This is a genomic window from uncultured Apibacter sp. (assembly GCF_946479295.1).
In the GTDB taxonomy this organism is placed as follows: Bacteria; Bacteroidota; Bacteroidia; order Flavobacteriales; family Weeksellaceae; genus Apibacter.
Genome location: NZ_CAMLFD010000013.1, coordinates 43,118 through 67,207, shown reverse-complemented (window position 1 = coordinate 67,207; position 24,090 = coordinate 43,118). Strand labels below are relative to the sequence as shown.

The following is a 24,090-nucleotide window of genomic DNA, read 5'->3' as shown; positions in this document are numbered from 1 at the left end:
AATAAAAAGTTAAAAAAATCATAAAAAACCTGCATATTATTAATGCAGGTTTTTTGTATAAAAAAATTCTTTAAACATATTTCAATGAATAAAGTATATGATTCTATAGAACTTTTTTGGACTTAATATTTTCCGATGAAAATGTTCATAGGAAATAGATAAAAATTATTAAATAAGTAAGAAGTTTATTGATTATAGATTTATGTTTTTTTTATCTATTTTTATTGTGAAAGAAAATCTGACAAAGGGAGTTAATAAAGTGTAATTTTTTTAACAAAAATTCACCAAATATTGTTAATGTTGAATAAATAAATTATCGATTAAATCAATTGTTCAATAACGTCTTTTTTATTTTGATGCTCTAAGCTTGAATCAATAGATTTATATAATTGATAATTTTAGATGGTTCACCTTTATAATTTTACTTGTGTGTAGGTATAATCGTAATATCCACTTATTTGATAAACTTCACTTCAAAGACGATATCTTCATTTACATTTTTATCATTTTCTTTCTTTATATCTCGCAACTCATGATAAAAAAATATTTCTTTTAATAATTTTTTAAATTTCGTTCTTTTAGTTTTTCATTACCTTTAAATTGATCAAAAATTGTCAAGATATTTCTTATTAATAAAAATGCTCCAAATAATTTTATAAAGATTATATTAGCTTATTCATCTGTTATATTTTTTTTATAAGAGGCTTTTTCAGCAATTTAATCATGCAATTGGGATTATTTTAATAATTTTTTAGAAGAATAATATTTTTAGCCTCTTTTAATTGCTGAATATAGCAATGATTTCACTGATGTTTTTTTCAGATTTCTAAAACAAGCTGTATTTCCGAAGGTTTTACAGGATTGAAAGTGCAATTGGATCGAAAGAGTATCTGCATTAGTTTATGTATAAGCATATTTTATCCATCTAAATAGTACTTAAGTTAGTAGCGTCAAAATTTTTTAAAAGCATACTTACAACAATAAGTATGTCAATTTCACGATTTTTTTATCCGTTGAGATAACATATTCATAATAATTTTGAAACTTTTCGTCTAAAAGGAAGCAATTTAGTATTAAAACTCAATTAAGCTTTTTGTGGGAGTGTATAAAAATATCTTATACTTTGATTTAAGTTTTTAGTATTTTTTCCCTATTATCTCATTAAAGAGTGCTATTCTTAAAATTACTGATTCCTAAACTATAAATAATAGCTGTCTTCAGCTTTTTATCTTCGGGAATATATTTTCCTTGTTTTATTAATTCAATATAATATATATAGTTTATAGATAAAACAGGAAAAATCCTTTAATTTTTTAGAAAGCTTATAGGTAACAAATTATATTATTTTGTTTGCATAAAAAGTATAATAAATGTTTTTCGTTATATTAATAATGTTTTTATATTAAAAAAAATTATTCTAAATTAGCATTAATAATTTTAATAAATATATAAAAACATGAAAAAATCTTTATTTTTTATTTTAGTATTGTGTTTTATCAATACAATTGCTTTAGCTTCAGGTAATGTTTCCGAGAAACAGGAGTACCTGAAAAGAAATTATGTTGCAAACGGAACAGGTAATTATGATAAGTTGGATGTTTATGGTGTCTTAAATTTCTTCATGCAATATTCCGAATCATTAGGGAAGTGGAATTATGAACAAGCAGGGCTTACTTGGGATGAGGTATCAAAAGCCATAGATGGTAATCCTGATGTAATTTTTAATAAATTATCTGGTAGATTTGTTTGGAAAGAAGCCAATGGTTTTAAAGTATTAGTAAAATTATTTATAAACAATAATAATTTTTTTGGAATTTTTGATGGTAAATACTTCAAAAACCTGGAAGAGCTATATTGTCAAGAAAACCAAATTTCTGAAATTAATGTTTCTAAAAATATAAATCTAAAGAAGTTGAATTGTAGTTATAATATACTTAAAAAATTAGATGTATCTAGAAACTTAGGTTTAACATACTTAAATTTTTCATTCAATGAGTTGGAGGAATTAGATATAACTAAAAATGTAAATTTAACATCTTTAAGTGGTTTTTATAATAAACTTACCGAACTAAATGTAACTCAAAATTTAAAACTAACTAACTTAATTATTTATGCCAATAATATTTACTCATTAGATTTATTAAATAATTCTGAACTTGTAACTTTAGATTGTGATAAAAATAAATTAAAAACATTAGATGTATCAAAAAATGTTAAGTTAAATAAAGTAGATTGTTGTAATAATGCATTGACCCAATTGGATTTTTCCAATAATATAAATCTAAATACATTATTAATCAATGGTAATGAACTTAACTCATTGAATATATCTAAAAATGTTAATTTGGTAGAATTATATTGTTATTTAAATAAACTTAAAGAATTGGATGTTTCAAAAAACATTAATTTAATTAATTTGTTTTGTTATTCCAACAGTTTAACAGCATTGGATGTTTCAAAAAACGTTAATTTAATTAATTTATCTTGTGATTCAAATGCGTTAATTACGTTAGATGTTTCAAAAAACGTTAATTTAATTAATTTATCTTGTAATTCAAATAAGTTAACTACGTTAGATGTTTCAAATAATGTTAGCTTAGCTACCTTGAATTGCGAATACAATCAACTTACTTCATTGATTGTACCAAAAGTAAATAACTTATCTAAATTAGTTGGACATACAAATCAATTGAAGTTGTCTACTTTACAAGGAGATTTTCTTACAATAAAGTCTCTAATATTAAATCCTCAAAATACCTTGAATGGAGGTACTAAAGGATATTTTGATATATTGGATCTTTCTTCCGAATACATCATTGACGGAAAACTGACCTCTTATACTTGGATAGATAAATCAACTAAACAGGAAGTTAATATGTTTGCATTAAAAGGTAAATTCATAGCCAATACAGAAAATGCAGGAAAAACATTAATCTGTCAAATGAAAAATGAATTATTTCCAGGCTTTATATTGGAATATGAAGTAGCGATAAAAGATGAAATGGTTACAACAAGAAATATAAACGAAAGCATACCGGAAGGCTTTAAGTTGGTAGGTCCCCATGCAAATTTATCAGAATCTGTACAATTAACGCCTAATCCAGTAGTAGATAATGTGAAAATAAATTCTTCAGCAAGAGTTGAATCAGTAAATGTTTACAGCTATTCAGGAAGAGAAGTAAAAAGAATCCCTAAGGTTACAAATAATGAATTAAATTTACAAGACTTACCCTCAGGAATTTATATGATAACAATAAAAACTGAACAAGGGATAATAAATAAAAAAATAATAAAAAGATAAAAATAAAGAAATTAAATATCCAAAAAAACCTGCACAAAGTGCAGGTTTTTTTGTCGAAATATAAAACTTTAAGAAATAAATAAGTATTTTTTAAAAATATATCAATTTGAAAAAATGTCTAGCTAACTTTTGTAATGAAATAAGTTCCTAGAAATTTATAAGTAATTTTTTATTTATGAATTTGTAAAATAAGCAGTAGATAAAAAATTATTATGGTTTTATATATTTATAATTAGTTATTTTATTCTTAAATTATATATATAATATGCAAAAATATACTATATTAGTATCATAAATTTTAAATATATCTAATTATGAAAAAAATTATATTTGTTATTATAGCATATTGTATGCTTAATACTTTAGCTTTAGCTTCAAGTAACGTTTTTAATAAACAAAATTATCTGAAAGAGAGTTATCATGTTTCTGTAACCTCTAATTATGATGCCATGGATGTCTATGGAATCTTGAGTTTTTTAATGCAATATTCTGAGGAAGATCAAAAGTGGAATTATGAACTGGCCGGGCTTACTTGGGAAGAAATGTCAAAAGCTATAAAGGGAAATCCTGAAATAATTTTTACCAAGCTATCTGATCAATTAATTTGGAAAGAAATTGATAATACTAGAGTTTTGGTAAAATTAATATTAATTAGAAAAGGATATTTTGGAATATTTGAAGGTAAATATTTTAAAAATATGGAAGAGTTAGATTGTTATGCAAATAACCTAACTTCAATAGATGTTTCAGAAAATTATAATCTAAAATATTTTGACTGTTATTCCAATCAACTTACCAATTTAGATGTGTCAAATAATGTAAAATTGGATCACCTATATTGTGATGAAAATAAATTATCTCATTTAGATGTATCCAAAAATTTAGATTTAAAAATACTATATTTTGGAGACAATCAATTAACTTCCATAGAGCTACCCGAAAATGGAAATCTAGAATATTTAAATGGAGCTAACAATCAACTTACAGAATTAAACTTAAAAAATAATTTAAAATTAAAAAAGTTGTATTGTAATAACAATAAGATTGTTAAATTACAATTATCAGCTTTAAATAATTTAATTAGTTTAGATTGTAGTAACAATAATTTAACAGCGTTGGACATTTTTCAAAATACTAAATTAGTAACATTAAATTGTTCCTATAATAAACTGGTTCAATTAGAAATTTCTGAAGGAACTAATTTAAATGCTTTAAATTGCTCCTATAATAAATTGACTCAATTAAATGTGTCTAAAAATGCAAATTTGAAATCTTTATATTGCTATTATAATGAACTGTCAGCATTGGATCTATCAAATAATATAAATTTATTAGAATTAAATTGTTCCTATAATCAAATTAATGGATTGGATGTATCTAAAAATGCTAACTTAACTAATTTATCTTGTTATTCAAACCAACTTTCTTCTTTAACTGTTTCAAAGATTCATAAATTATATCATGTATATGCATATGAAAATCAATTAAAATTTTCGACCTTACAAGGGGATTTCCGTATTATTGAAACTCTTGATTTAGTCCCACAAGCAACTTTACAAGGAGGCTCTAAAGGCTATTTCGAATTGTTAGATCTGTCTTCAGAATATCTCATCAATGGAAAAATTACTACTTATACATGGTTAGATAAGACAACCAAAAAAGAAGTATATATGTATGCATCAAAAGGGAAATTTTATGCTAGTACAGAAAATGCAGGAAAAACACTAATCTGCCAAATGAAAAATGAATTATTCCCTAACTTTATCTTACTATATGAGGTAACCATTGCAAATACTAAGGCTTTGTCAGATAAAAATGTAGAGGGAACTATACCTGAAGGTTTTCAACGAGTAGGCAAGAAGGAAATCTAAATATGTTATAGACTTTATACATTTTAGCAAAAAATAAATAAATGGTGTATTTATAATTGCTCAGAAAGAAAATATTTTATTGGTAGAATTTTTTATTAATGAAATGATAGATTATAATTTTAGTAACATTTAAATTAGATAATTATATAATTTTTAACAACATATCCTAACTTTTATTTTTATAATATTTTAAAATAAATTTAAATAAATGTTATCTTTTAGTAATAAAAAATAAGAATGGCAGAATCATGTATTTTTTTCTTGTTGAAATAGCTCTATCTATCTTGAAAAAAAATACATGATTTTTGTCATGAAATAACATAATTTTCAATCATAAAATTTAGTTTATTTTCCCTTCTAAACCCAATGTATAAGCTAAAATTCCATTTTTTATTTTAATAGCCATTTGATATTATAAATATTTTTTATGTTTTAATAATGTAAATATTACAATTAATTATCCTATATTGGTCTAATAATTTTTAAGTTAAAAAATTGCTATGAAAAAAAATTTATTATATGCATTAATTGGATGCTTAATGAGTACATTTATGTTGGCTAATGAACCGGTTTTAGAAAAAAGTGATTTTCTAGAAAAAAATTTCGTTGCTCCCGTAGCTTCTAATTACGATGCTAATGATATCTATGGAATTTTAAAATTTTATATTCAGTACTCTGAAGATACCCATAAATGGAATTATGAACAAGAAGGTCTTATTTGGGATGATATGACCAAAGCTATAGAAGGGTATCCTGAAAATATTTTAACTAAATTATCCCACAGATTAGAGTGGAAAAAAATTAATAGTAATAACGTATTAATAAAATTATATCTTAATAGTATTGATTATGAAAAATTTTCCGGAGAATTTTTGGGCAAATATTTTAAAAATTTAAAATATTTAAATTGTTCTTCAAATCTGCTTACATCATTAGATTTGTCTAAAAATACTGAACTTGAATTTTTAAAATGTTCTTCAAATCAACTTACATCTTTAGATTTATCTAAAAATAAAAAACTTGAATATTTAAATTGTTCATCAAATAATCTTACACAAATAGACTTGTCTAAAAATGTTAATTTAAGTAGCATATATTGTATTTCTAATAAATTAAATGATCTAGACCTATCAAAAAATATCAAATTGAAAGAATTAGATTGTTCAAAAAATCAATTAGAAGCACTTGAAATAAGAAAAAATTTGAATTTAGAGTATTTAAAATGTAATTCTAATCAAATAAAAGAATTGAATTTATCTGAAAATCCTAATCTCAAGCTAATCAGCTGTGAATTAAATAAACTTACCTCACTAAATGTAAATAATAATGTAAATTTACAATATTTATATTGTTCATCGAATCAACTTACTAATTTAGATTTATCAATGAATGTTTTGTTGAAAGAACTAAATTGTTCATATAATCAATTTCAAAAATTAAATGTCTCAAAAAATATTTATTTGGAAAATTTGAATTGTTCAATTAACGAAATTATAGAATTAAATATAGGTAATTGTAAATATCTAAAAGAATTAAATTGTGATTCCAACAATCTGTCTAAGCTTGACGTATCGGAAAATAATGAATTATGTAGTTTAAGTTGTTCTTATAATCAGCTTACAAATTTAGATGTGACAAATAATTTAGAAATGATTGAACTTAATTGCTCTTCAAATAAAATAAAAAGTTTAAGCATCCCTAATAATCCTCGATTATATTCTTTGACAGGATACAAGAATCAATTGAAATTTTCAACATTAGAAGGAAATTATCTACCTATCAAATATCTAAAATTAAATCCACAAGAAATACTACAAGGAGGAATTAAAGAATTTAATGAATTAATTGACATTTCCTCTGAGTATGACATAAAAGGAACATTTACTAGCTATAATTGGTATGATAAAGCAAGAAATAAGAAAGTAAATATGCTTTCTTCAGAAGGTACCTTCTATGCAGGTAGGGATAATGCAGGAAAATCCCTAATTTGTAAAATGGAAAATAAATTATTTCCAGGATTTATTTTAGAATATGAAGTAGATATCAAAAAAATAGACAATTCTTTAGGAATTATTGAAATTATTACACCTTCAGAAAATACTTCAGATTCTAACATAAGTTTATCTAAACTAATAAATGTTGTTCCAAATCCTATAATTGATATCGTAAAGATTTCAACTCCTGTAAAAATAATTGAAGCTACTGTATTTGATTTAACAGGCAAAGAAGTACAAAACTATTCAAGAATTATTGACAACGAATTAGATCTACAAAATTTATCTAAGGGTATTTATATGATACTCATAAAAACTGAAAAAGGAACCGTATCTAAAAAAATTATTAAAAAATAATAAATAAAAAATAATAATATAAAACCTGCCAAGTGCAGGTTTTTTTATGGAGATAGCAAACCTAAAAATATGTAAAAAGATTTAAAATTTATTATTATATGTTATTTTAAATTAGAAAAGTGATAATCATTACATTCTACTAAAATCTATTAATATATTTTTATCATTTTTTCTAATGATAGAACAATGAGAATCTAATTATGTAAAAAAAGATATTATTTAAAATAAAAAAAGACGGCTATATTATTATGAAATTATTGAAAACATCATACAATTATAACCGTCTTATTGTATAGTTGAAGTATGTTAACATGTAGGAAATGAATATTTATTATTCATTAAATCCTAAGTGTAATAAAAAAGAATGAAAAACTGAAACTATTTTTTTCATTTATTCTAAAAGTTATATATGGATAATATAAAATTAGAATTTACCATTTTTATTTTTATGATCTTTTACCGGAGGAATTGTTTCCACAATATCCCAATGTTCAGCTATTTTTCCATTTTCAATTCTGAATAGATCATAAAATGAAGTAGGTTTGTCTGCCATTACTCCCTCAGATACTACTAAAACAAAATTACCTTCTCCTAAAATTTTATGAATTTTAGAATATTTAAAAGTTAATCCCATTTTAGTCATTTTTTCAAGGCCGGTTTTCAAACCATCCAAGCCATCGCCAATCAAAGGATGATGTTGAATGTAGTTGTTTCCATCAAAGTAGTTTTCTAAATTTTTTGGATTTTTACCCATCAATACATCTGTTACAAAACCTTCGGCAACTTTTTTATTAGCTTCCAAGCCTTCTTTATCTGTTTCTTTAATCGTAGTGTCACCATCTATAAGTGAATGCCCACTTGGATTTGTAGGGGGAATTGCTTGTAAATTATCCCAATGCTCTACAATTAATCCATTTTCAAACCGAAAAATATCAAATCCAACAGTGGGTGTTTCGTAGCCGTATTCAGTTTGAGCTACAACATAATCGCCGTCACTAAAAATACGCACGATTTTTACACTCGGTTTGGTCTTCGATAGAAATTCCATTAGAGTTTTAAGTCCTTCAACCCCATCTGCAGCTCCTAAATTATGTTGTATATATTTATTGGGGTTAATATATTTAATAGGTTCTTCATTACCCGTACTAAATGAGGAAAGTAATTCCTTTACTTTTTCTGCATTAGATTGTTTAATCTCTTTAAGATCATTTTCTTTCGTTTCTGCAGAATTAGATTGATCCGTATTTTGAACTGCTTCATTTTTTGTGTTGTTGCATGATACAGCCAATATAGCAATACCTACAACTGCTAATACATAACTTAATTTTTTCATATTATTATATAATTTATATTTTTTAGAGAATAAGGAATTATGCTCTAGGTTTATGGAAATGTTTCTATTAAAATCTCAATTATTACAAACTTTTTTATCGTGCAAATGTAAAATGGATCTTGCTGAACATACTGATAAAAAAGATGCCGAGACTGATAAATTTAGGACAGATGCTGCTTTTTAAAATCGATGGGGCTAAAACCAACATATTCTCTGAAAAATTTACTAAAGTTGGTCGGTTCATCAAAACCTAGTTCGAAGGAAATTTCTTTTACATTCATTTCGCTGTAAACCAATAGTCTCTTAGCTTCCAGTAAAATTCTTTCATCTATATATTGTTTAGGACTTTTCCCGACAGTGCATTTTAATGCTTTAGATAAGGCTTTTGCAGATATACCTATATGAGCTTTATAATCATTTACTTTACGCATAATTTTGTAATAATTCTCTACAGCATGAGAAAATTGTAAAGTAATTTGATAATTGGGAGAAGATGCAATTCTTTTTGAATGAGAATTAATCTTTTCCGAATATAAAAGAAAGCTGCTGAGCAAATGATGTAAAATATTGGGAATATAAGAATCGTCTTCAGGGGAATATATCTTTTTCATCAATTCCCAAATCGAATTTATGTGTTCATTAAATAAAATAGGAGTGTTGATTATAAAAGGGTTGAAAAGTTCGATTTGTTTGATAAGACGACTGTCAGATTCATTTCTGATGTAAAACTCATCTGTGAATAAAATAATTTCGCCATTATATTCTGATTCTACATCAAATGAGAGTATTTGATCTTTACCTATAAATAACATTTCGCCTGCTGAAACCTCTATAGGGGTAAAATCAACTTTTTGAATAGTTTTACCACTTGTTATTCGGATAATTTGATAAAAGCTTGCACGATGAGGCTTTCTGGTTATAGAACAGGCCTTTCGATTCATTGTAGGCAAATTTTTTATTTCAAAACCAAAAGGTAATAGTTCATTAAATGAATAGGATATCAAGTGGAAAATTTTTTTCAAATATACAAATAATCATAATATTATAGTGAGGATTGTTATTGTTTGAATATTTTATTATTTAAATTTATATTTTTACCTTATAAAATTTATAATATATTAGATACAATATTTTTTTATTAACAAAGTAGCTAACTTTTATTTACATTTTTTCATAACAATCAAAAAACCAGTTTACCTAAAAATATAAAACATTTCCTTATTTATGAGATTGTAAGAGTTTTTTTCTTAACCATTCACGAACAGGCACATCATAAAATTTCATGGAAAGGTAAGCTACGATAAGGGAAATAATCACTACAAGTAAACCATACGGCCACGAATCTTCCAGAGAGAGGTTGTTGTTGACAATGTAAGCCATATAAATATTAACAAATGGAAAGTGAGTAATATAAATAGGGTAGGAGATGTCACCAAGGAATTTACATAGAGACATGGTTTTTTTATTTTTAATTTTTCCACCGGCTCCTAACCAAATGATCAATGGAAAGAATACGAACAAACATATACATTCGTAAAAACGGTTCCAAAGGTTATTTTCTCCTCCCAAATGAGGTATAGATAACAATATAACCAATAAAAGAGCAGTTAATAAAAAAGCATTTTTTATAAATCTAAGTTTTCCAGTCCTAGCTAATAGTAATCCCGCTAAAAACGGAAAAGCTAAACGAGTCAAACCGATTCTTAGTTGTTTGGGATCATCAATGGCCCACCCCCCGATTATATCTCCGAGAGGATTTGTAAAGGCATAGTAAATTGTATTTCCTGCTGCAAAAATAACAAGTATAGATAATATTATTTTAGAAGTTCGACGTAAAATTAGTGCATATACAATATTTGCTATATATTCAAAAAATAAAGACCAGGCAGGGCCGTTTAAAGGGTACATTTCATTCCATCCTCGGATATCTAAACTTTTACCTACGGGAATTAATAACATACCAAGAGCCATAATTAGCAACAATTTCATTATAGAAACATCTGATGTTTCTTTCCAGCCCAATGCTGGTGCATCTTGAAAATAATATAATAATGCCCCTAACAGCATTCCGGCAATAATCATAGGGTGAAGTCGGACTATACGTCGTTTAAAAAAATCTTTTAACGTCATGGTTCCCCAACGATCATCATACGCATATCCCAATACATACCCGGATAATAGAAAGAAGAAATCAACTGCCAGATAGCCGTGATTAATAATTTGTAAAGCGTGATTATTTTGAGAGTAAATTTCCAGCACATGATATAGGACAACCATAATAGCCGCAACTCCACGTAAACCATCAAGAATTACATAATGCGGCTTTGATGCTTTTACATTTATTGTATTTTTCATTAATTAAAAATATTATTTTTTATTTGTATTGCAAAATTAAAATAATTATATATTAAAATATAGGGATATAATAAATTAATATTGTCTTATATTAGTATATAAACAGTTTTTAGTATATAATAAGTGTTAAAAAATGCAAAATATATATTCACTTGTCAAGTTTTGTAGAGCAATCTTTTCGTTTTGATCATGTGAGAATAAATTGGAATGCACAAGCAACCAGACAATTAGCTTATATAATCACAGACAACGGAATAAGAAGAATGTGAGAATGCGTTGAACCTTTTTTTCGTGAAGATATTGTATTGATTACCCCCTATATTCCCCATTGTCGGCTTTTCGATAATTCCGATTTTAATCAGAATGTCAAAATTGAAAATTTAACTATTAGATTTTCTAATCGATTTTTTTGGAAAATTGTAAATATACTTTTCCAGAATTGATTGTTTACATTAATAAAATTTAGAGAAACAAACAAGCAATCTCTTTTACCGGGATACTTTCAAAAAGTTACAAACTATTTTGATAACTATGATTGTTAAATCTAAGGTTGAAAGAATTTCTTCATTTATACATTTTACAACCTTAATAGCTTTTTCAAAGCGCAAAAATCCGTCCATAAAACGAAGTATTGGAAATAAGCAAACAATAAGTCATGGGTTGATTTAGATTATCAATTTGTATAGAAGATAAGATTGAATGCAAAATTTTTTTAAAAATTTCATATGCACGAAATACTATTATATTTTTATATTTGCAAAGCTAAAAATTCAAATAGCTCATAAACTCACGTGGTGGAATTGGTAGACACGCCATCTTGAGGGGGTGGTGTCCATAGGATGTGCCGGTTCGAATCCGGTCGTGAGTACATTAATTGAAATCTACTATCTAAAATTCAGTTACCTGATTTTTTATTTTTAATATTTTGTACAGCTATACTAATATAATAATGTTGCTATAAGTAATTTCTAAATAAAAGAGATTTATTACAGTTAAAGGATAACAAAATTTTAGTGAATTACAAACTTCATGACAATTAATTTTCAAGTTTCAATAATAAATACATATTAAGCCATTTATCAATAAGGAATTCAAGAGATATTGATTTTCATTTATTGAATAAGAAATAAGAAAAATAACATATTTATAATGGTTATAGTTAAAGTGTAACGCTTTGATAAAATCAGTAAGTGAAACTCAGAATAATTCAAGTAAAAAATAAAATCACCTAGCTAGCTCCATAAAAGAAATTCGATTTCCTTTTTGCTTACAAGGGGGAATATGTATATATAAATCCTAATCTATAATTTTTATAAATTTTTTATATAGGGATTGAATCATATATACAAACATTCAACTTAAAGCACTTTTTTAGCTATGTAAGACATGGTAAATTTCTAATACATCTTATTTAATCAAAAAAAACTCCTTAGATCGTTTTATTTTTACTTGTTCTTATTTACCAATATCATTTATCAATACAAACATCTATTTTAACTTACATACAATAATAATTCTATTAACGTCTACCTTAAAAGTAAAAACCATTTAAAGAAAGCTGTATTTGTGATAGAAAAGACTATGCATCTACTGGTTAAGTTGTTTATAATTCAAAAGAAGAAGTGACATAGTATGGAAATGATTGTGTGCATATTATCTCTGATACAATTCTTGAAAGAATTTATGATAATAAAGAATAAAATAATAATATAAATCACTAAAATTTATAGAAGAAATAATTGGTATGATCTATAAGTTCGTTAGCTTTATCAATGGTTACAACTATAGAGCAATATTAACGTAAGTAAATAAAAATTTAAACCAAATACTCAATACATAAGAATTTATTTTAATAAAAAATAAATAATAATTTGTTTTTGTTTATATTTATAATTTAACTTAGCGCATCTTAAAAATACTATGGAATTCAAAATACACAATGTATACGGAGAAGAAAAATTATCTTCTATCGCAAAAAAATATGATACAACGCCAGAAGAGATAAAAGCTCTAAATCCTCAAGCTAAGTTTATTAAATTACCCTTTAGTAGTACTGTAGTGGGACATGGGCAACAGATTAAAATTCCTGTTAGAACAAAAGAGCAAGTAAAGGTAGAACGAAAGCAAGGAGATACCATTCCCAAAGGAGAATTTATTAAACAAGCCCGTTATCGGTGTAATCAAGATAATCTGATAACCATAGATGGAACTCCCAATTTTTCCTGTGAACTCAAAACACAATATTTATATTCAACCTTAGATAATGAAGAACAAAAATACCTGAATGTTACATTAGAGGATTATATTACTTCTATACAACCTCAGGGAATGAAAGAAGCATTTGAATTGATTAAACAAATAGAATTAATCAGAAATCAAATTATTTTTACCCAAGACAATTCAGGTAAAATATCTAAAATTCATAATTTAGGAACACTTGAGAATAATTGGAAAATATTTTTAAATAAAGAAGCTAAAAATATTCCGTTCTTTCAGGAACTAGAAAAAAGAAATCCTGATACTATTAAGGATTTTATCAAAAATGGAAATAAAGAATTTTCCAGTAATGGGAAATTAGCAGAAGTATTAGATAAGAATTTATTTTATCATATTTTACTCAAAGCAAATTTACAGGATGATTTAAAAGAATATACTTTAAATCAGCAATCACAATTATTTCCTGATATAAAATTACAAACAAAGGTAGTCAAAAGTATGGCTACAGAAGATGATTTATCTACTACCTATCGATTAGTAGGAACTTTAAATAGAGAGAATTTGGATGAAAAAGAATTGCAAAGATTATATACAGAGATGTATCAACCATTAATAAAATTCTCTTATACAGAATATGATTATATCTACCGAATTACGTATGTAATAGAGAACAAAACAGGGCTATTACTCAATGCCAATGCTTCATTAAGTGAACAGGTTAAAAATAATTACGAAACTATTACTAAATTTGAGCTAAAAAAGATAGCGTTGTAAAATGAATTTAAAAAATAATATAATAGAAGCTAAGGCGTACAATTATTCTACTATGATGAAAACCGCCTATTTATGGTTGCCTGTCTTATCTGTAATCCTATTTTTCTGTTCCTATTTTGAAAAATTAAGATTTTTTTTATATCTGACAGTGGGAGCTGCAACGTATGGATTAATTTTAAATCAGATGAAGAAAAAATCTATTCAGATTATTTTTTCAAATAGTAGTATAACTATTGATAAAAATACTGTTCCATTGTCAGAAATTGAAAATTATCATATCTGTTTACCTTTAAATGAGCTATTTATGTTAAGAATAAAAACAAAAGGTAAAAATCTAATAACCTATATTGGAAAAGAATGTAAAGAAGAAGTTGAGGTATTCTTTAAAAGTACCTCCATTCCAGAAAATAAAACTGCTTATGATACTTTTTTCAAATATAGTCATTTGATACTTGCTTTTGCTATATTGTTTATAGGGTTAGGAATATATTTCATTTACGAAAAAATAAGATTATTAATTAAACTACATTAAATAATGAGTAAAGTTTATATACCCAAAGATACACCTATGCAGTTTGTACCTATCAGCAAAATTCAGACCCCAAAAAGATTTATTGCTACTCGTGCAAAAGTTTCCGTTTTTTATAAAAAGAAAGCCCTGTTAACTATAGAAGATAGAAATACAGATGAAAGATTCATTTGTAAAAAGCCTATGAATTTTGCCTTAGGTTTTGCAGGTCTTATTGTTGGTGTGATTTTAGCTTCTAATCCTATTGGTTGGGCTGTGGCAGGTATTTGTGTAGGTATTCTTGCTGCTGCTGCTACCATAGCAATAGTAAAGCATGATTGTTCAGGTCATTTACAGGCAGGAGAATGGATAAATTATAAAGAAGGAGTAAAATTTAATGGTCATAATGCTATTACTAACTGCTCTATGCTTATGTGTGAGAAAGGGGGAATACTACAACCTATAATTAGCTATGATGTGGCTAAACACGCTGCTGAATCAGTAGCATGGCAAAATAGGATAGAAACAGGGGTAATTACTGCTGGTGCTATTGCTTCTGGCTTTTTTCTTGGTAAGGGAGGTGGTTTTTCCAATGCTTTACTTAGTTTTCGTAATGCTTTTTTCTCTAAACAGGTATTTTTTACTGTTGGTGGTATAGGAACTACTTATGCCATGACTAACTATCAAAGTTATATAATGAGAAAAAATGAGAAATATTCAGATAATGAGATTTATCAAAGGATGAATGATGCAGAAAAGAAAAATTATAATGATATTAAAACTATAGGAGAAGAAACTGGAAAGTCTGTAAAAGAAGCAGCTTTATCAGGAGCTCCACCAAATATAAAAGATTTAGCAGGGGTAGTACAATTGTATAGGACAGGGCAGTTAATTATACAAGATGTAGCTTTACAGGCTCAATTTGAGAAATTAGCTACTATGAACAGGCAACAATTAAATACCAGTGAATTAGCTCAAAAAATATGGAGAGAGGTACAAACTAATCCTAAGTATGAAAGTGTTTATAATGCAGCCAAAAGAAATAGTAATTATAATCAAAACAGGGTTACACCAACGATGAGGAATAATGCTATCTCTCATTTGGATGATAATATTAATAATAATAAATGGTCATTGAATAATCCTAATTCTTTGCTTAATAAAGGTGCTTCTATTGCTCTTTTCTTTGTTCCATTGGTAAGTGGTTATTTTTCTGAAAATGCAAGAAGGAAATTAGCTGATACAGCTAGACAAGATGCGACAGACAGTATAAGTGTTAGAACGAGTAAGTAAAGCTATATGGATTAGTCAACACTTAATCTGATAGCATAAATTTATCTGTAATTGTTAGATTAAGTATTAATTCAATTTAATCATTGCTTGTTCTATTTCTGAACGTTTAAAAAGAATTTAAGTGTAAATTTCTAATACATCTTATTTAATCAAAAAAAACTCCTTAGATCGTTTTATTTTTACTTGTTCTTATTTACCAATATCATTTATCAATACAAACATCTATTTTAACTTACATACAATAATAATTCTATTAACGTCTACCTTAAAAGTAAAAACCATTTAAAGAAAGCTGTATTTGTGATAGAAAAGACTATGCATCTACTGGTTAAGTTGTTTATAATTCAAAAGAAGAAGTGACATAGTATGGAAATGATTGTGTGCATATTATCTCTGATACAATTCTTGAAAGAATTTATGATAATAAAGAATAAAATAATAATATAAATCACTAAAATTTATAGAAGAAATAATTGGTATGATCTATAAGTTCGTTAGCTTTATCAATGGTTACAACTATAGAGCAATATTAACGTAAGTAAATAAAAATTTAAACCAAATACTCAATACATAAGAATTTATTTTAATAAAAAATAAATAATAATTTGTTTTTGTTTATATTTATAATTTAACTTAGCGCATCTTAAAAATACTATGGAATTCAAAATACACAATGTATACGGAGAAGAAAAATTATCTTCTATCGCAAAAAAATATGATACAACGCCAGAAGAGATAAAAGCTCTAAATCCTCAAGCTAAGTTTATTAAATTACCCTTTAGTAGTACTGTAGTGGGACATGGGCAACAGATTAAAATTCCTATACCTGAAAAGAAAGTAATACAAACACAATTCTATTCTGATGCTCCTTTAAATAAATTTATATTTAATTCCAAAGCCAGATATAGATGTGAACAGATTAACAGTACCAAAGTTAATAATACCCTTACTTCTTATGTTAATCAAAAAACTCAATACCTGTTAGAGCAGAATTTAGAAGAAAAATATGCCAGAACAGAATTAGAAGAATTTTTATATGAAGTGATACCGCCAGCTCTGGCTGATTCCTTTGAATTAGTAAAATCTACAGAATTTATAAAAAATAAGGCTTATTTTCAATTATCAGAAAATGGAAAAATAGAAAAGTTGTTAAATCGCAATGCTATTTTAAAACAATGGAATGAATTTAAAGAAAAAGATTTTTCTAAACTTCCTTTTATCGCTTCTTTAAAAGACAAAGAAACAATCAAAAATATAGAACAGGCTGGAGATAAACAATTCAACAATCCCAATATTCAGGAATATCAAAGAAACCTATTTAATTTTCTTTGCTTTGACCAATATTTATATAAACCAATAGAAGAATTAGAAAAAGAAGAATTTTTTTATGCCTCTACATTATTACCTCCTTTAGTAATTCCTTTAGAGTTTAGATATGATAAAGTACGTGAAAACAAAAATATGCTTACCATAAAAAAAATAGCAGAGGTTAAATTATCAGATAAACTGATACAGGAATTAACAGCAAAATATAATGAAATACTAAAACCTGCGATTAAATACTCTTTTACAGAATATAAATTATTTTTTAGCTGTATTATAGAGTTTGATACAGAAACTAAGTTACTGGAGAAAGGTTCTGTAAGCCTGAAAGAAGAAGTAGCAGACAATATAGAGAATACTTGTGAGTTTAGTTTAACCCGATTGCTTAATTATACTCCCTAAAAACAAGAGCAATAGTGTGAAGAATAAAGTTAAAATAGAATTACTAAAAACAACAATTATAGCTGTTCTTCTTGGTTTAGCAGGTATTATATTATTAATTGTTGGCTGTTCAGATTTGATACATATAATAAACCTCAAATTCTTTAATCGGGATAGTTATACAAGATTATCTAACAGATATGCTGAAATTACAGGTCAATCAATGTATAATACTCAATATATTATAGGGATAATCCTAATGACCATATTAGGCGTATTATTAACATTATATTTTATTTGGTATTTAAAAGTGGCTTTTTTTGATGGAATTAATATAAGAAAAAAGAATTTATAATCGTATGGAACAAGATAATAAAAAATATGAGTTTAAAGCTGTAAATCTAAAACAGGAAATCATAATTGGAATAGTATGGGTAATATTATTTTTATCATTTTTTATATTCATGCAATATCTATATCGGGATGATAAAATAGTCAATGTAATAATCAATTTAAAGATCATTGGTATTCCTTTTTTGCTCTCATTTATATTATCATTTGCTATATCATACTACATTATAAGCGATAAGTACCATATACAATTAAAGGGGGATAATATGTTAATATATGCAAACAATAAGCGAAAGTATAATCTAAATATAAACAATATAAACAAAATTATTTATAGTATTCCAGAAAAAAGAAATAGCATATGTCTTTTAATTTATTTAGACATTAATAAGATACGAATCATATCAGGAGTATTTTATACAGAACGCAAAGAATCTAAAAAATTTGCAAATTACTTAGAAGAAATATTGCACGATTTTCTATTAAATAAAGGTTTTACAGAAGAAATAAAAACAAAAAATAAAAACGTTGCATATATTCTAACTAAAAAAGATTAATATGTCCTTTTATTTGCCAGAAAAAACGTATGTAGTTTATACTAATCAAACAGGGGATTTAATAACCGATTTAGAAAAGAAAAGTTCATAAATAAATTTCAATAATATGGAACAGAATAATAAATATGAGTTTAGAGCTATTTATTCTAAAAAACAGTCTTATTTATGTTTGGCGATTTGGATTATATTATATGTACCTATCTGTATCTTATTTAATTTTTTATTTGATAGTAGAGAAAGTGGAGTTTCCACTAATAAGAAAGTATTCTTATTATCATTTTTATTATCTACATTATCTACATTCCTTATATCTCAGTTTTTTATAAGTTCAGTTTTAAATTTTGAATTAAATAGCAAAAAAATTTCTATATTCAAAAAGAAGAAGAAACTTATTGACATTCCTTTATCTGAGATAACCAAGGTAGAATTTGGAACATCAACTATGTTCTTTAATCTGACTTTTATTCATTTTTTCTTTAATGATAAAAATATCATATTACTTACAGGATTTTTATTTACATCAAAAAAAGGAACAATACAATTAAAGAACTTTTATTTTAATTATTTTAGAAAGTATATGCTTTCAAATTTTTTCATAAATGAAGATACTGCTAAAATAAAAAAGAATAAAAACTTTGCGGAACGATTTACTCCCATAAACTAAAAAAGATTAATATGTCCTCTTATTTGCCAGAAAAAACGTATGTAGTTTGTACTAATCAAACAGGGAATTTAATAACCGATTTAGAAAAGAAAAGTTCATAAATAAATTTCAATAATATGGAACAGAATAATAAATATGAGTTTAGGGCTTTGACAATAAAAGGGGTTATTTTAATTTTTATTCTTATAGTTCCTGTATTTTTTACTATTTATTTATTGATGGATAAATTTATATTTTATGATATAAAACATTATAATGTATTCACAAATATGAAGGTAATAGGAATACCTATAGTTTTAACTTATTTATTAATGACTATAACCTCAAACTACATAGTAGGTAATAAATATTTAATTGAAATAAATGATAATATAATTAGAATTTATAAAGATAATAAAATTTTCCATCTTATAGAATTAAATCAATTGCAAAAAGTTGAATTTAATTTTAATGCTAAACAAAAGAATGGTTGTTTAGCATTCCATTATAACAATCTAAAAATAGGTATGTTTTCTGGGGTGTTACTTACGAAAAAAAAAGATTTTATAATAGTAAACGATTATTTCGACGCAATTCTTTATCGTTATTTATTGGATAATGATTTCTCAGAAAAGACAAAAAAACATAAATATATTACAACATTTACTTTAACTAAAAAAGATTAATATGTCCTCTTATTTGCCAGAAAAAACCTATGTAGTTTGTACTAATCAAACAGGGAATTTAATAACCGATTTAGAAAAGAAAAGTTCATAAATAAATTTCAATAATATGGAACAGAATAAAAAATATGAGTTTAAAGCTGTAAATATTGTCCAAATCATTATAATTATGATAGTTTGGGTAATTATTTTCATGCTTATTTATATTATGATGGATAAATATATTTTCTACAACATAAAAACAGCAAATGTATTTACCAATTTAAAAACTTTAGGTATTCCTATGATTATTTCTTTCATATTATTATTCTTTATATCTCATTATATCATCAGTAGTAAATATTATATTCAAATAGACAATAATATTTTGATATACATAAATAGAAAATTAAAATATTCTATACCTATCGACCACGTAAGTAAGGTGGAATATAAAATACCAAATAAGAAAAATGCAATGACACTACAATTAAATTTTAACAATGAAAAAGTTGTAATAATTAATGGATTATTTTTTACAAAAAGAAGTGAGTCCATAATTTTTGAACGTTACATAGACACTATTTTTCATAAGTATTTGATTAGTTTAAATTTTCAAGATAACATCAAACAGAATAAACAATCCATTACTCATATCCTAACTAAAAAAGATTAATATGTCCTCTTATTTGCCAGAAAAAACCTATATAGTTTGCACTAATCAGACAGGAAATGATTATAGGGAACTACTTGCTGATTCAGAAAAAAGAAAAGTTTCTGTATTTTATCAGGAAAATAGAGCCTTTCTCACTATTATTGATAAAAAATTAAATGAAGATTTTACCTGTAAAACAGGATGGAGTAAAGGATTAAGCAAAGGGGCTTTTGTAGGAGGAGTTGGTGTAGCTCTTGGAATAGCGGCAGCGGCGGCTACTGTTCCTGTTGTTGGATGGATTATAGGAGGAGTTATAGGTGTAGTTGCTGTGGGAATAGCTTTATATGATATATTTACTAGCCCTAAATGTATAGGAGCCTTAGGAAATGAAGCCAGTCAATGGAAATTATATCATCCTAAAGTTTACAAAAACAAATACAATGCTATATTGAGTTGCTCTATTCTCCAATGTGGAGAAGGAGGAATATTACTACCTTTTATCAGTCAGACTGCTGCTGCTAAAGCTGCTAGTACTATTGGTTGGAATAATAAGGCAGATATTGGACTTAATGTAGTAGTCAATGGATTAGCTGGATATGGTTTAGGATTTAGTGTGATGGGGATTGAAACCATAGGAGGAGGGATTATGTTTGCATTAAGTACAGGATTAGCCATTTATTTAGGTGAGAATGTAATAAACCCCAGTGCTCAATGGGTAGGAGATAAATATGCAGAAAGATATAAAAGTAAAAGGTATGATGAAGTTCGAAATTCTTTAGAAAAGAAACCAGCGCCAGATAAAGGTCTTTTAGATTATGTAATGGGAGCCAACAATCCTGCAAAAGATATTAGTAATATGGTTAAGAATAAAAATCAAATTGTAGAAGCCATGAAAGCCAATGGGGCAAGTAAAGAAGCCATTGCTAATTTTGAAGCCTCTGTAGCAGAAGCTCAAAGAACTGGTACATTAAGTAATTCAGAATCAGCTAAAGTTTTATCAGATATTAAAGAAGGTAAATATGGTTCAGATGTTAAAGATATATTTACCAATAGAAGTGGAAATGCAAGGGGTATGCATACACAAAGAAATTATGATAAAGCGACTCAGATGGAACAAGATAAAATTCAGTTGAATAAATATAAATCTTTAAAAGAAGCAAGAAAAGGAGCTGGGAGTTTATTAGCCATAGCCCAACCTTTTATTAGTGCTATTTTTGATAGAAAGGTATTAATTAAAGCAATAGAAATACAGGAAGCAGCTGATGCAGAAGATTTCTCTAACTCCATTAGTGTTATTAGTACTGATTATTAGAATGTAAAATATTGATTATGGAATTAACAGGACTTAGACTTTTGTATATAAACCAATAATTAGCTTTACACCTCATTTGAATTTTACAAAAAATAATGTTCGGTTTAATGTTTTATTGATATTTATCATAATCCCTTAAAGTTAAATTTCATTCAAATCAAAAATAATTGAAGAATATGAAAAAAATATTTTTAAGAAAAAATTGAATGGAATAAAACACCTAATTCAAAAGGAAATGTAAATGAAGGTAATTTATTCAAAAAACAATATTTTATTTTTTTAATCATATTTTAGTAAATCAACTTACTGATAATCTTTATAATAGTAATAATAAACCTGATAGTATATTATTTTTAAATTTTAATTATACTGTAACAATAAAAGATTATTTCCCTGAAATTCAAAAAAATATCCCTAATACCTCAATAATAAATATTCATAGCGAATTTAAAAATAAAGATAATCCTATTGTTTTTGGTTATGGTGATGAAGAAGATGAAACAAATTTTAAATTAATTGAAAAATATGATGAATGTTTAAAATATATGAAAACATATTGGTACTTAAGAACAAACAATTATCAAAAATTAATAGATTTTGTCTCCAGTAATGATTTTGAAGTTTATATAATGGGGCATTCTTGCGGCTTATCTGATAAAACTTTATTAGGCGAAATCTTTAATAATGAAAGATGTCTAAAAATAAAGGCATTGACATATCAAAAATATAGAGATGATAATTTAAGTTTAAATTCGACAGATTATATTGAGAAGACTTATCAAATGGGTAGAATATTTAAGAATAAAGGAGATATGAGAAAAAAAGTACTCCCATTTAATTCCAATGATATAATAAAAATAAAATATGATAAAAACGCGAAACTTCTTTCATTAATATAAGCTTTTAAAATACTGATTGTAAATTAAATAGTGCATACTTCTCTATTATTATAAATTTATGTTTTTTTTCATATAAAAATTAAGATTCCTTCAATAAATACATTTATGAAAAGTTTTGTGCACATGTAAAACTTTTGTAAAGCATATTTATATTTATTATAATTTTACATGAGTAAAATTTTAAAAACAATGAACGAAGCACAACTTTGGAGTAAAATAGAAATTTTTTTTAAAGAAAAGTTTGCTCAAGATGATATACCCGATTTAAATACAATGATTTTTTTAATAGGTTTACAAGAATTGGGGCTAGGTTATAAAAAATATAAAAAAGATGAAAAAATGAATTTAATACATATTGCGGTTTGTCGTTTATTGGAACCGTTCGGATATTATAAACTAGATGGATACGATAAAGATAAATGGCCACATTATAAATTAATTGAAAAGCTTCCCGACTTAAAACCCAATGAGCAAACTTTATTGATGAAAAAAGCTATAATTCAATATTTCATTGATGAAAAATTGCTCACCTTTGAAAAATAAGAAAAGACAAACTTATGTCTGTCTTTTCTTCAAAATTATATAAAGTGTAAAATATATTTACTTATTAATTAGATTCAGATTTTGCATCACGAATCATTTTTTCATTTGCCGTAATTGAAAATTCAACTCTTCTATTTAAAGCTCTTCCGGATTCAGTGTTGTTATCACCAATAGGATCTGCTTTACCAAACCCTTTAATAGTGAAACGACTGGAACTGATTCCATTACTTGCTAAATAATCAGCAACACTTTTAGCTCTATTTTCGGACAAATTTAAATTATATTGATCTGCTCCTTTAGCATCTGTATACCCGAAAATACCAATATTAGTATCAGGATATTGTTTGAATATGGAAATAATTTGATCCAAATTTTTTCTTGCAGTAGGAGTTAAGGTAGATTTATCAAAATCAAAACGCACCGCATTTTCATTAAGAACGACTTTTATTCCTTCACCCACACGTTCTACAGTAGCTCCGGGAACACTTTCTTGAATTTGGCGAGCCTGTTGATCCATTTTGTGACCAATCAAACCACCAGCAGTTCCCCCTACAGCGGCACCAATTACAGCACCTAACGCAGCGTTGTTTTTATTTCCTACGTTGTTTCCGATTACAGCACCTAACACACCTCCAGCAACGGCACCTATTCCGGCTCCTTTTTGAGTATCATTTGTGTTACAAGAGAGTATGATGCTTGCAGACAATAAGATTACTGTTAATTTTGTAATTAATGATTTCATAATTATAATTGTATATTAT

20 protein-coding genes and 1 tRNA gene are annotated in these 24,090 nt (G+C 26.0%); 16 read left to right on the top strand and 5 right to left on the bottom strand.

Annotation, left to right across the window (positions count from 1 at the left end; translation table 11 throughout):
• Positions 1-552 precede the first annotated feature (552 nt).
• On the bottom strand, positions 553-657 hold the full coding sequence (locus Q0T35_RS11170; RefSeq protein ID WP_366800192.1) for a hypothetical protein: 105 nt from the start codon (positions 655-657) through the stop codon (positions 553-555).
• 799 nt (positions 658-1,456) lie between these two features.
• On the opposite strand from Q0T35_RS11170, the gene Q0T35_RS08605 reads away from it, so the two are divergent.
• From Q0T35_RS08605 to Q0T35_RS08595, 3 genes are all read left to right on the top strand, one after another.
• Positions 1,457-3,301 carry a T9SS type A sorting domain-containing protein gene (locus Q0T35_RS08605; RefSeq protein WP_295842588.1) on the top strand — a complete coding sequence of 615 codons (1,845 nt, stop codon included), beginning with the start codon at positions 1,457-1,459 and terminating at the stop codon, positions 3,299-3,301.
• 314 nt (positions 3,302-3,615) lie between these two features.
• Positions 3,616-5,172, top strand: a complete 1,557-nt coding sequence (locus tag Q0T35_RS08600) for a hypothetical protein (RefSeq protein ID WP_295842586.1) — start codon at positions 3,616-3,618, stop codon at positions 5,170-5,172.
• A 500-nt stretch (positions 5,173-5,672) separates the two neighbouring features.
• On the top strand, positions 5,673-7,523 hold the full coding sequence (locus tag Q0T35_RS08595; RefSeq protein WP_295842583.1) for a T9SS type A sorting domain-containing protein: 1,851 nt from the start codon (positions 5,673-5,675) through the stop codon (positions 7,521-7,523).
• A 424-nt stretch (positions 7,524-7,947) separates the two neighbouring features.
• Here Q0T35_RS08595 and Q0T35_RS08590 read toward each other — a convergent pair whose 3' ends face one another.
• The 3 genes from Q0T35_RS08590 to Q0T35_RS08580 form a co-directional block, all read right to left on the bottom strand.
• Positions 7,948-8,856 carry a nuclear transport factor 2 family protein gene (locus tag Q0T35_RS08590; RefSeq protein ID WP_293919010.1) on the bottom strand — a complete coding sequence of 303 codons (909 nt, stop codon included), beginning with the start codon at positions 8,854-8,856 and terminating at the stop codon, positions 7,948-7,950.
• Between the two features lie 161 nt (positions 8,857-9,017).
• Positions 9,018-9,797 (bottom strand): helix-turn-helix domain-containing protein, encoded by a 780-nt coding sequence (locus tag Q0T35_RS08585; RefSeq protein WP_295842580.1) that lies wholly within the window; start codon positions 9,795-9,797, stop codon positions 9,018-9,020.
• 277 nt (positions 9,798-10,074) lie between these two features.
• The gene (locus tag Q0T35_RS08580; protein ID WP_295842576.1) at positions 10,075-11,211 is read right to left on the bottom strand and encodes an acyltransferase; all 1,137 of its coding nucleotides are present in this window, start codon (positions 11,209-11,211) and stop codon (positions 10,075-10,077) included.
• Positions 11,212-11,996: 785 nt separating this feature from the next.
• On the opposite strand from Q0T35_RS08580, the gene Q0T35_RS08575 reads away from it, so the two are divergent.
• From Q0T35_RS08575 to Q0T35_RS08515, 13 genes are all read left to right on the top strand, one after another.
• Positions 11,997-12,079 (top strand) — tRNA-Leu (locus tag Q0T35_RS08575).
• A gap of 1,052 nt (positions 12,080-13,131) precedes the next feature.
• Positions 13,132-14,202 (top strand): LysM domain-containing protein, encoded by a 1,071-nt coding sequence (locus Q0T35_RS08570; RefSeq protein WP_295842572.1) that lies wholly within the window; start codon positions 13,132-13,134, stop codon positions 14,200-14,202.
• A gap of 1 nt (position 14,203) precedes the next feature.
• Positions 14,204-14,734, top strand: coding sequence for a hypothetical protein (locus Q0T35_RS08565; protein WP_295842570.1), 531 nt, complete (start codon positions 14,204-14,206; stop codon positions 14,732-14,734).
• A gap of 3 nt (positions 14,735-14,737) precedes the next feature.
• Positions 14,738-16,003, top strand: coding sequence for a PAAR-like protein (locus tag Q0T35_RS08560; protein ID WP_295842566.1), 1,266 nt, complete (start codon positions 14,738-14,740; stop codon positions 16,001-16,003).
• Between the two features lie 654 nt (positions 16,004-16,657).
• On the top strand, positions 16,658-17,728 hold the full coding sequence (locus Q0T35_RS08555; RefSeq protein WP_295842564.1) for a LysM domain-containing protein: 1,071 nt from the start codon (positions 16,658-16,660) through the stop codon (positions 17,726-17,728).
• 16 nt (positions 17,729-17,744) lie between these two features.
• On the top strand, positions 17,745-18,062 hold the full coding sequence (locus Q0T35_RS08550; protein ID WP_295812494.1) for a hypothetical protein: 318 nt from the start codon (positions 17,745-17,747) through the stop codon (positions 18,060-18,062).
• Between the two features lie 4 nt (positions 18,063-18,066).
• Positions 18,067-18,615, top strand: coding sequence for a hypothetical protein (locus Q0T35_RS08545; protein WP_295842562.1), 549 nt, complete (start codon positions 18,067-18,069; stop codon positions 18,613-18,615).
• A gap of 106 nt (positions 18,616-18,721) precedes the next feature.
• Entirely contained in the window at positions 18,722-19,279 is a 558-nt protein-coding gene (locus Q0T35_RS08540; protein WP_295842559.1) for a hypothetical protein, read from the top strand.
• A 116-nt stretch (positions 19,280-19,395) separates the two neighbouring features.
• Positions 19,396-19,944, top strand: coding sequence for a hypothetical protein (locus Q0T35_RS08535; protein WP_295842558.1), 549 nt, complete (start codon positions 19,396-19,398; stop codon positions 19,942-19,944).
• Positions 19,945-20,050: 106 nt separating this feature from the next.
• A complete protein-coding gene (locus Q0T35_RS08530; protein WP_295842556.1) occupies positions 20,051-20,596 on the top strand; it encodes a hypothetical protein in 546 nt (181 codons plus the stop codon).
• Between the two features lies 1 nt (position 20,597).
• Positions 20,598-21,887, top strand: coding sequence for a hypothetical protein (locus Q0T35_RS08525; RefSeq protein WP_295842554.1), 1,290 nt, complete (start codon positions 20,598-20,600; stop codon positions 21,885-21,887).
• A 254-nt stretch (positions 21,888-22,141) separates the two neighbouring features.
• Positions 22,142-22,786, top strand: a complete 645-nt coding sequence (locus Q0T35_RS08520; RefSeq protein WP_366937735.1) for an AbiH family protein — start codon at positions 22,142-22,144, stop codon at positions 22,784-22,786.
• A gap of 168 nt (positions 22,787-22,954) precedes the next feature.
• Positions 22,955-23,329, top strand: coding sequence for a hypothetical protein (locus tag Q0T35_RS08515; RefSeq protein ID WP_295842552.1), 375 nt, complete (start codon positions 22,955-22,957; stop codon positions 23,327-23,329).
• A gap of 64 nt (positions 23,330-23,393) precedes the next feature.
• On the opposite strand, the gene Q0T35_RS08510 is transcribed toward Q0T35_RS08515, so the two are convergent.
• Positions 23,394-24,071: an OmpA family protein gene (locus Q0T35_RS08510; protein ID WP_293919155.1), complete on the bottom strand. Its 678-nt coding sequence runs from the start codon at positions 24,069-24,071 to the stop codon at positions 23,394-23,396.
• Positions 24,072-24,090 lie beyond the last annotated feature (19 nt).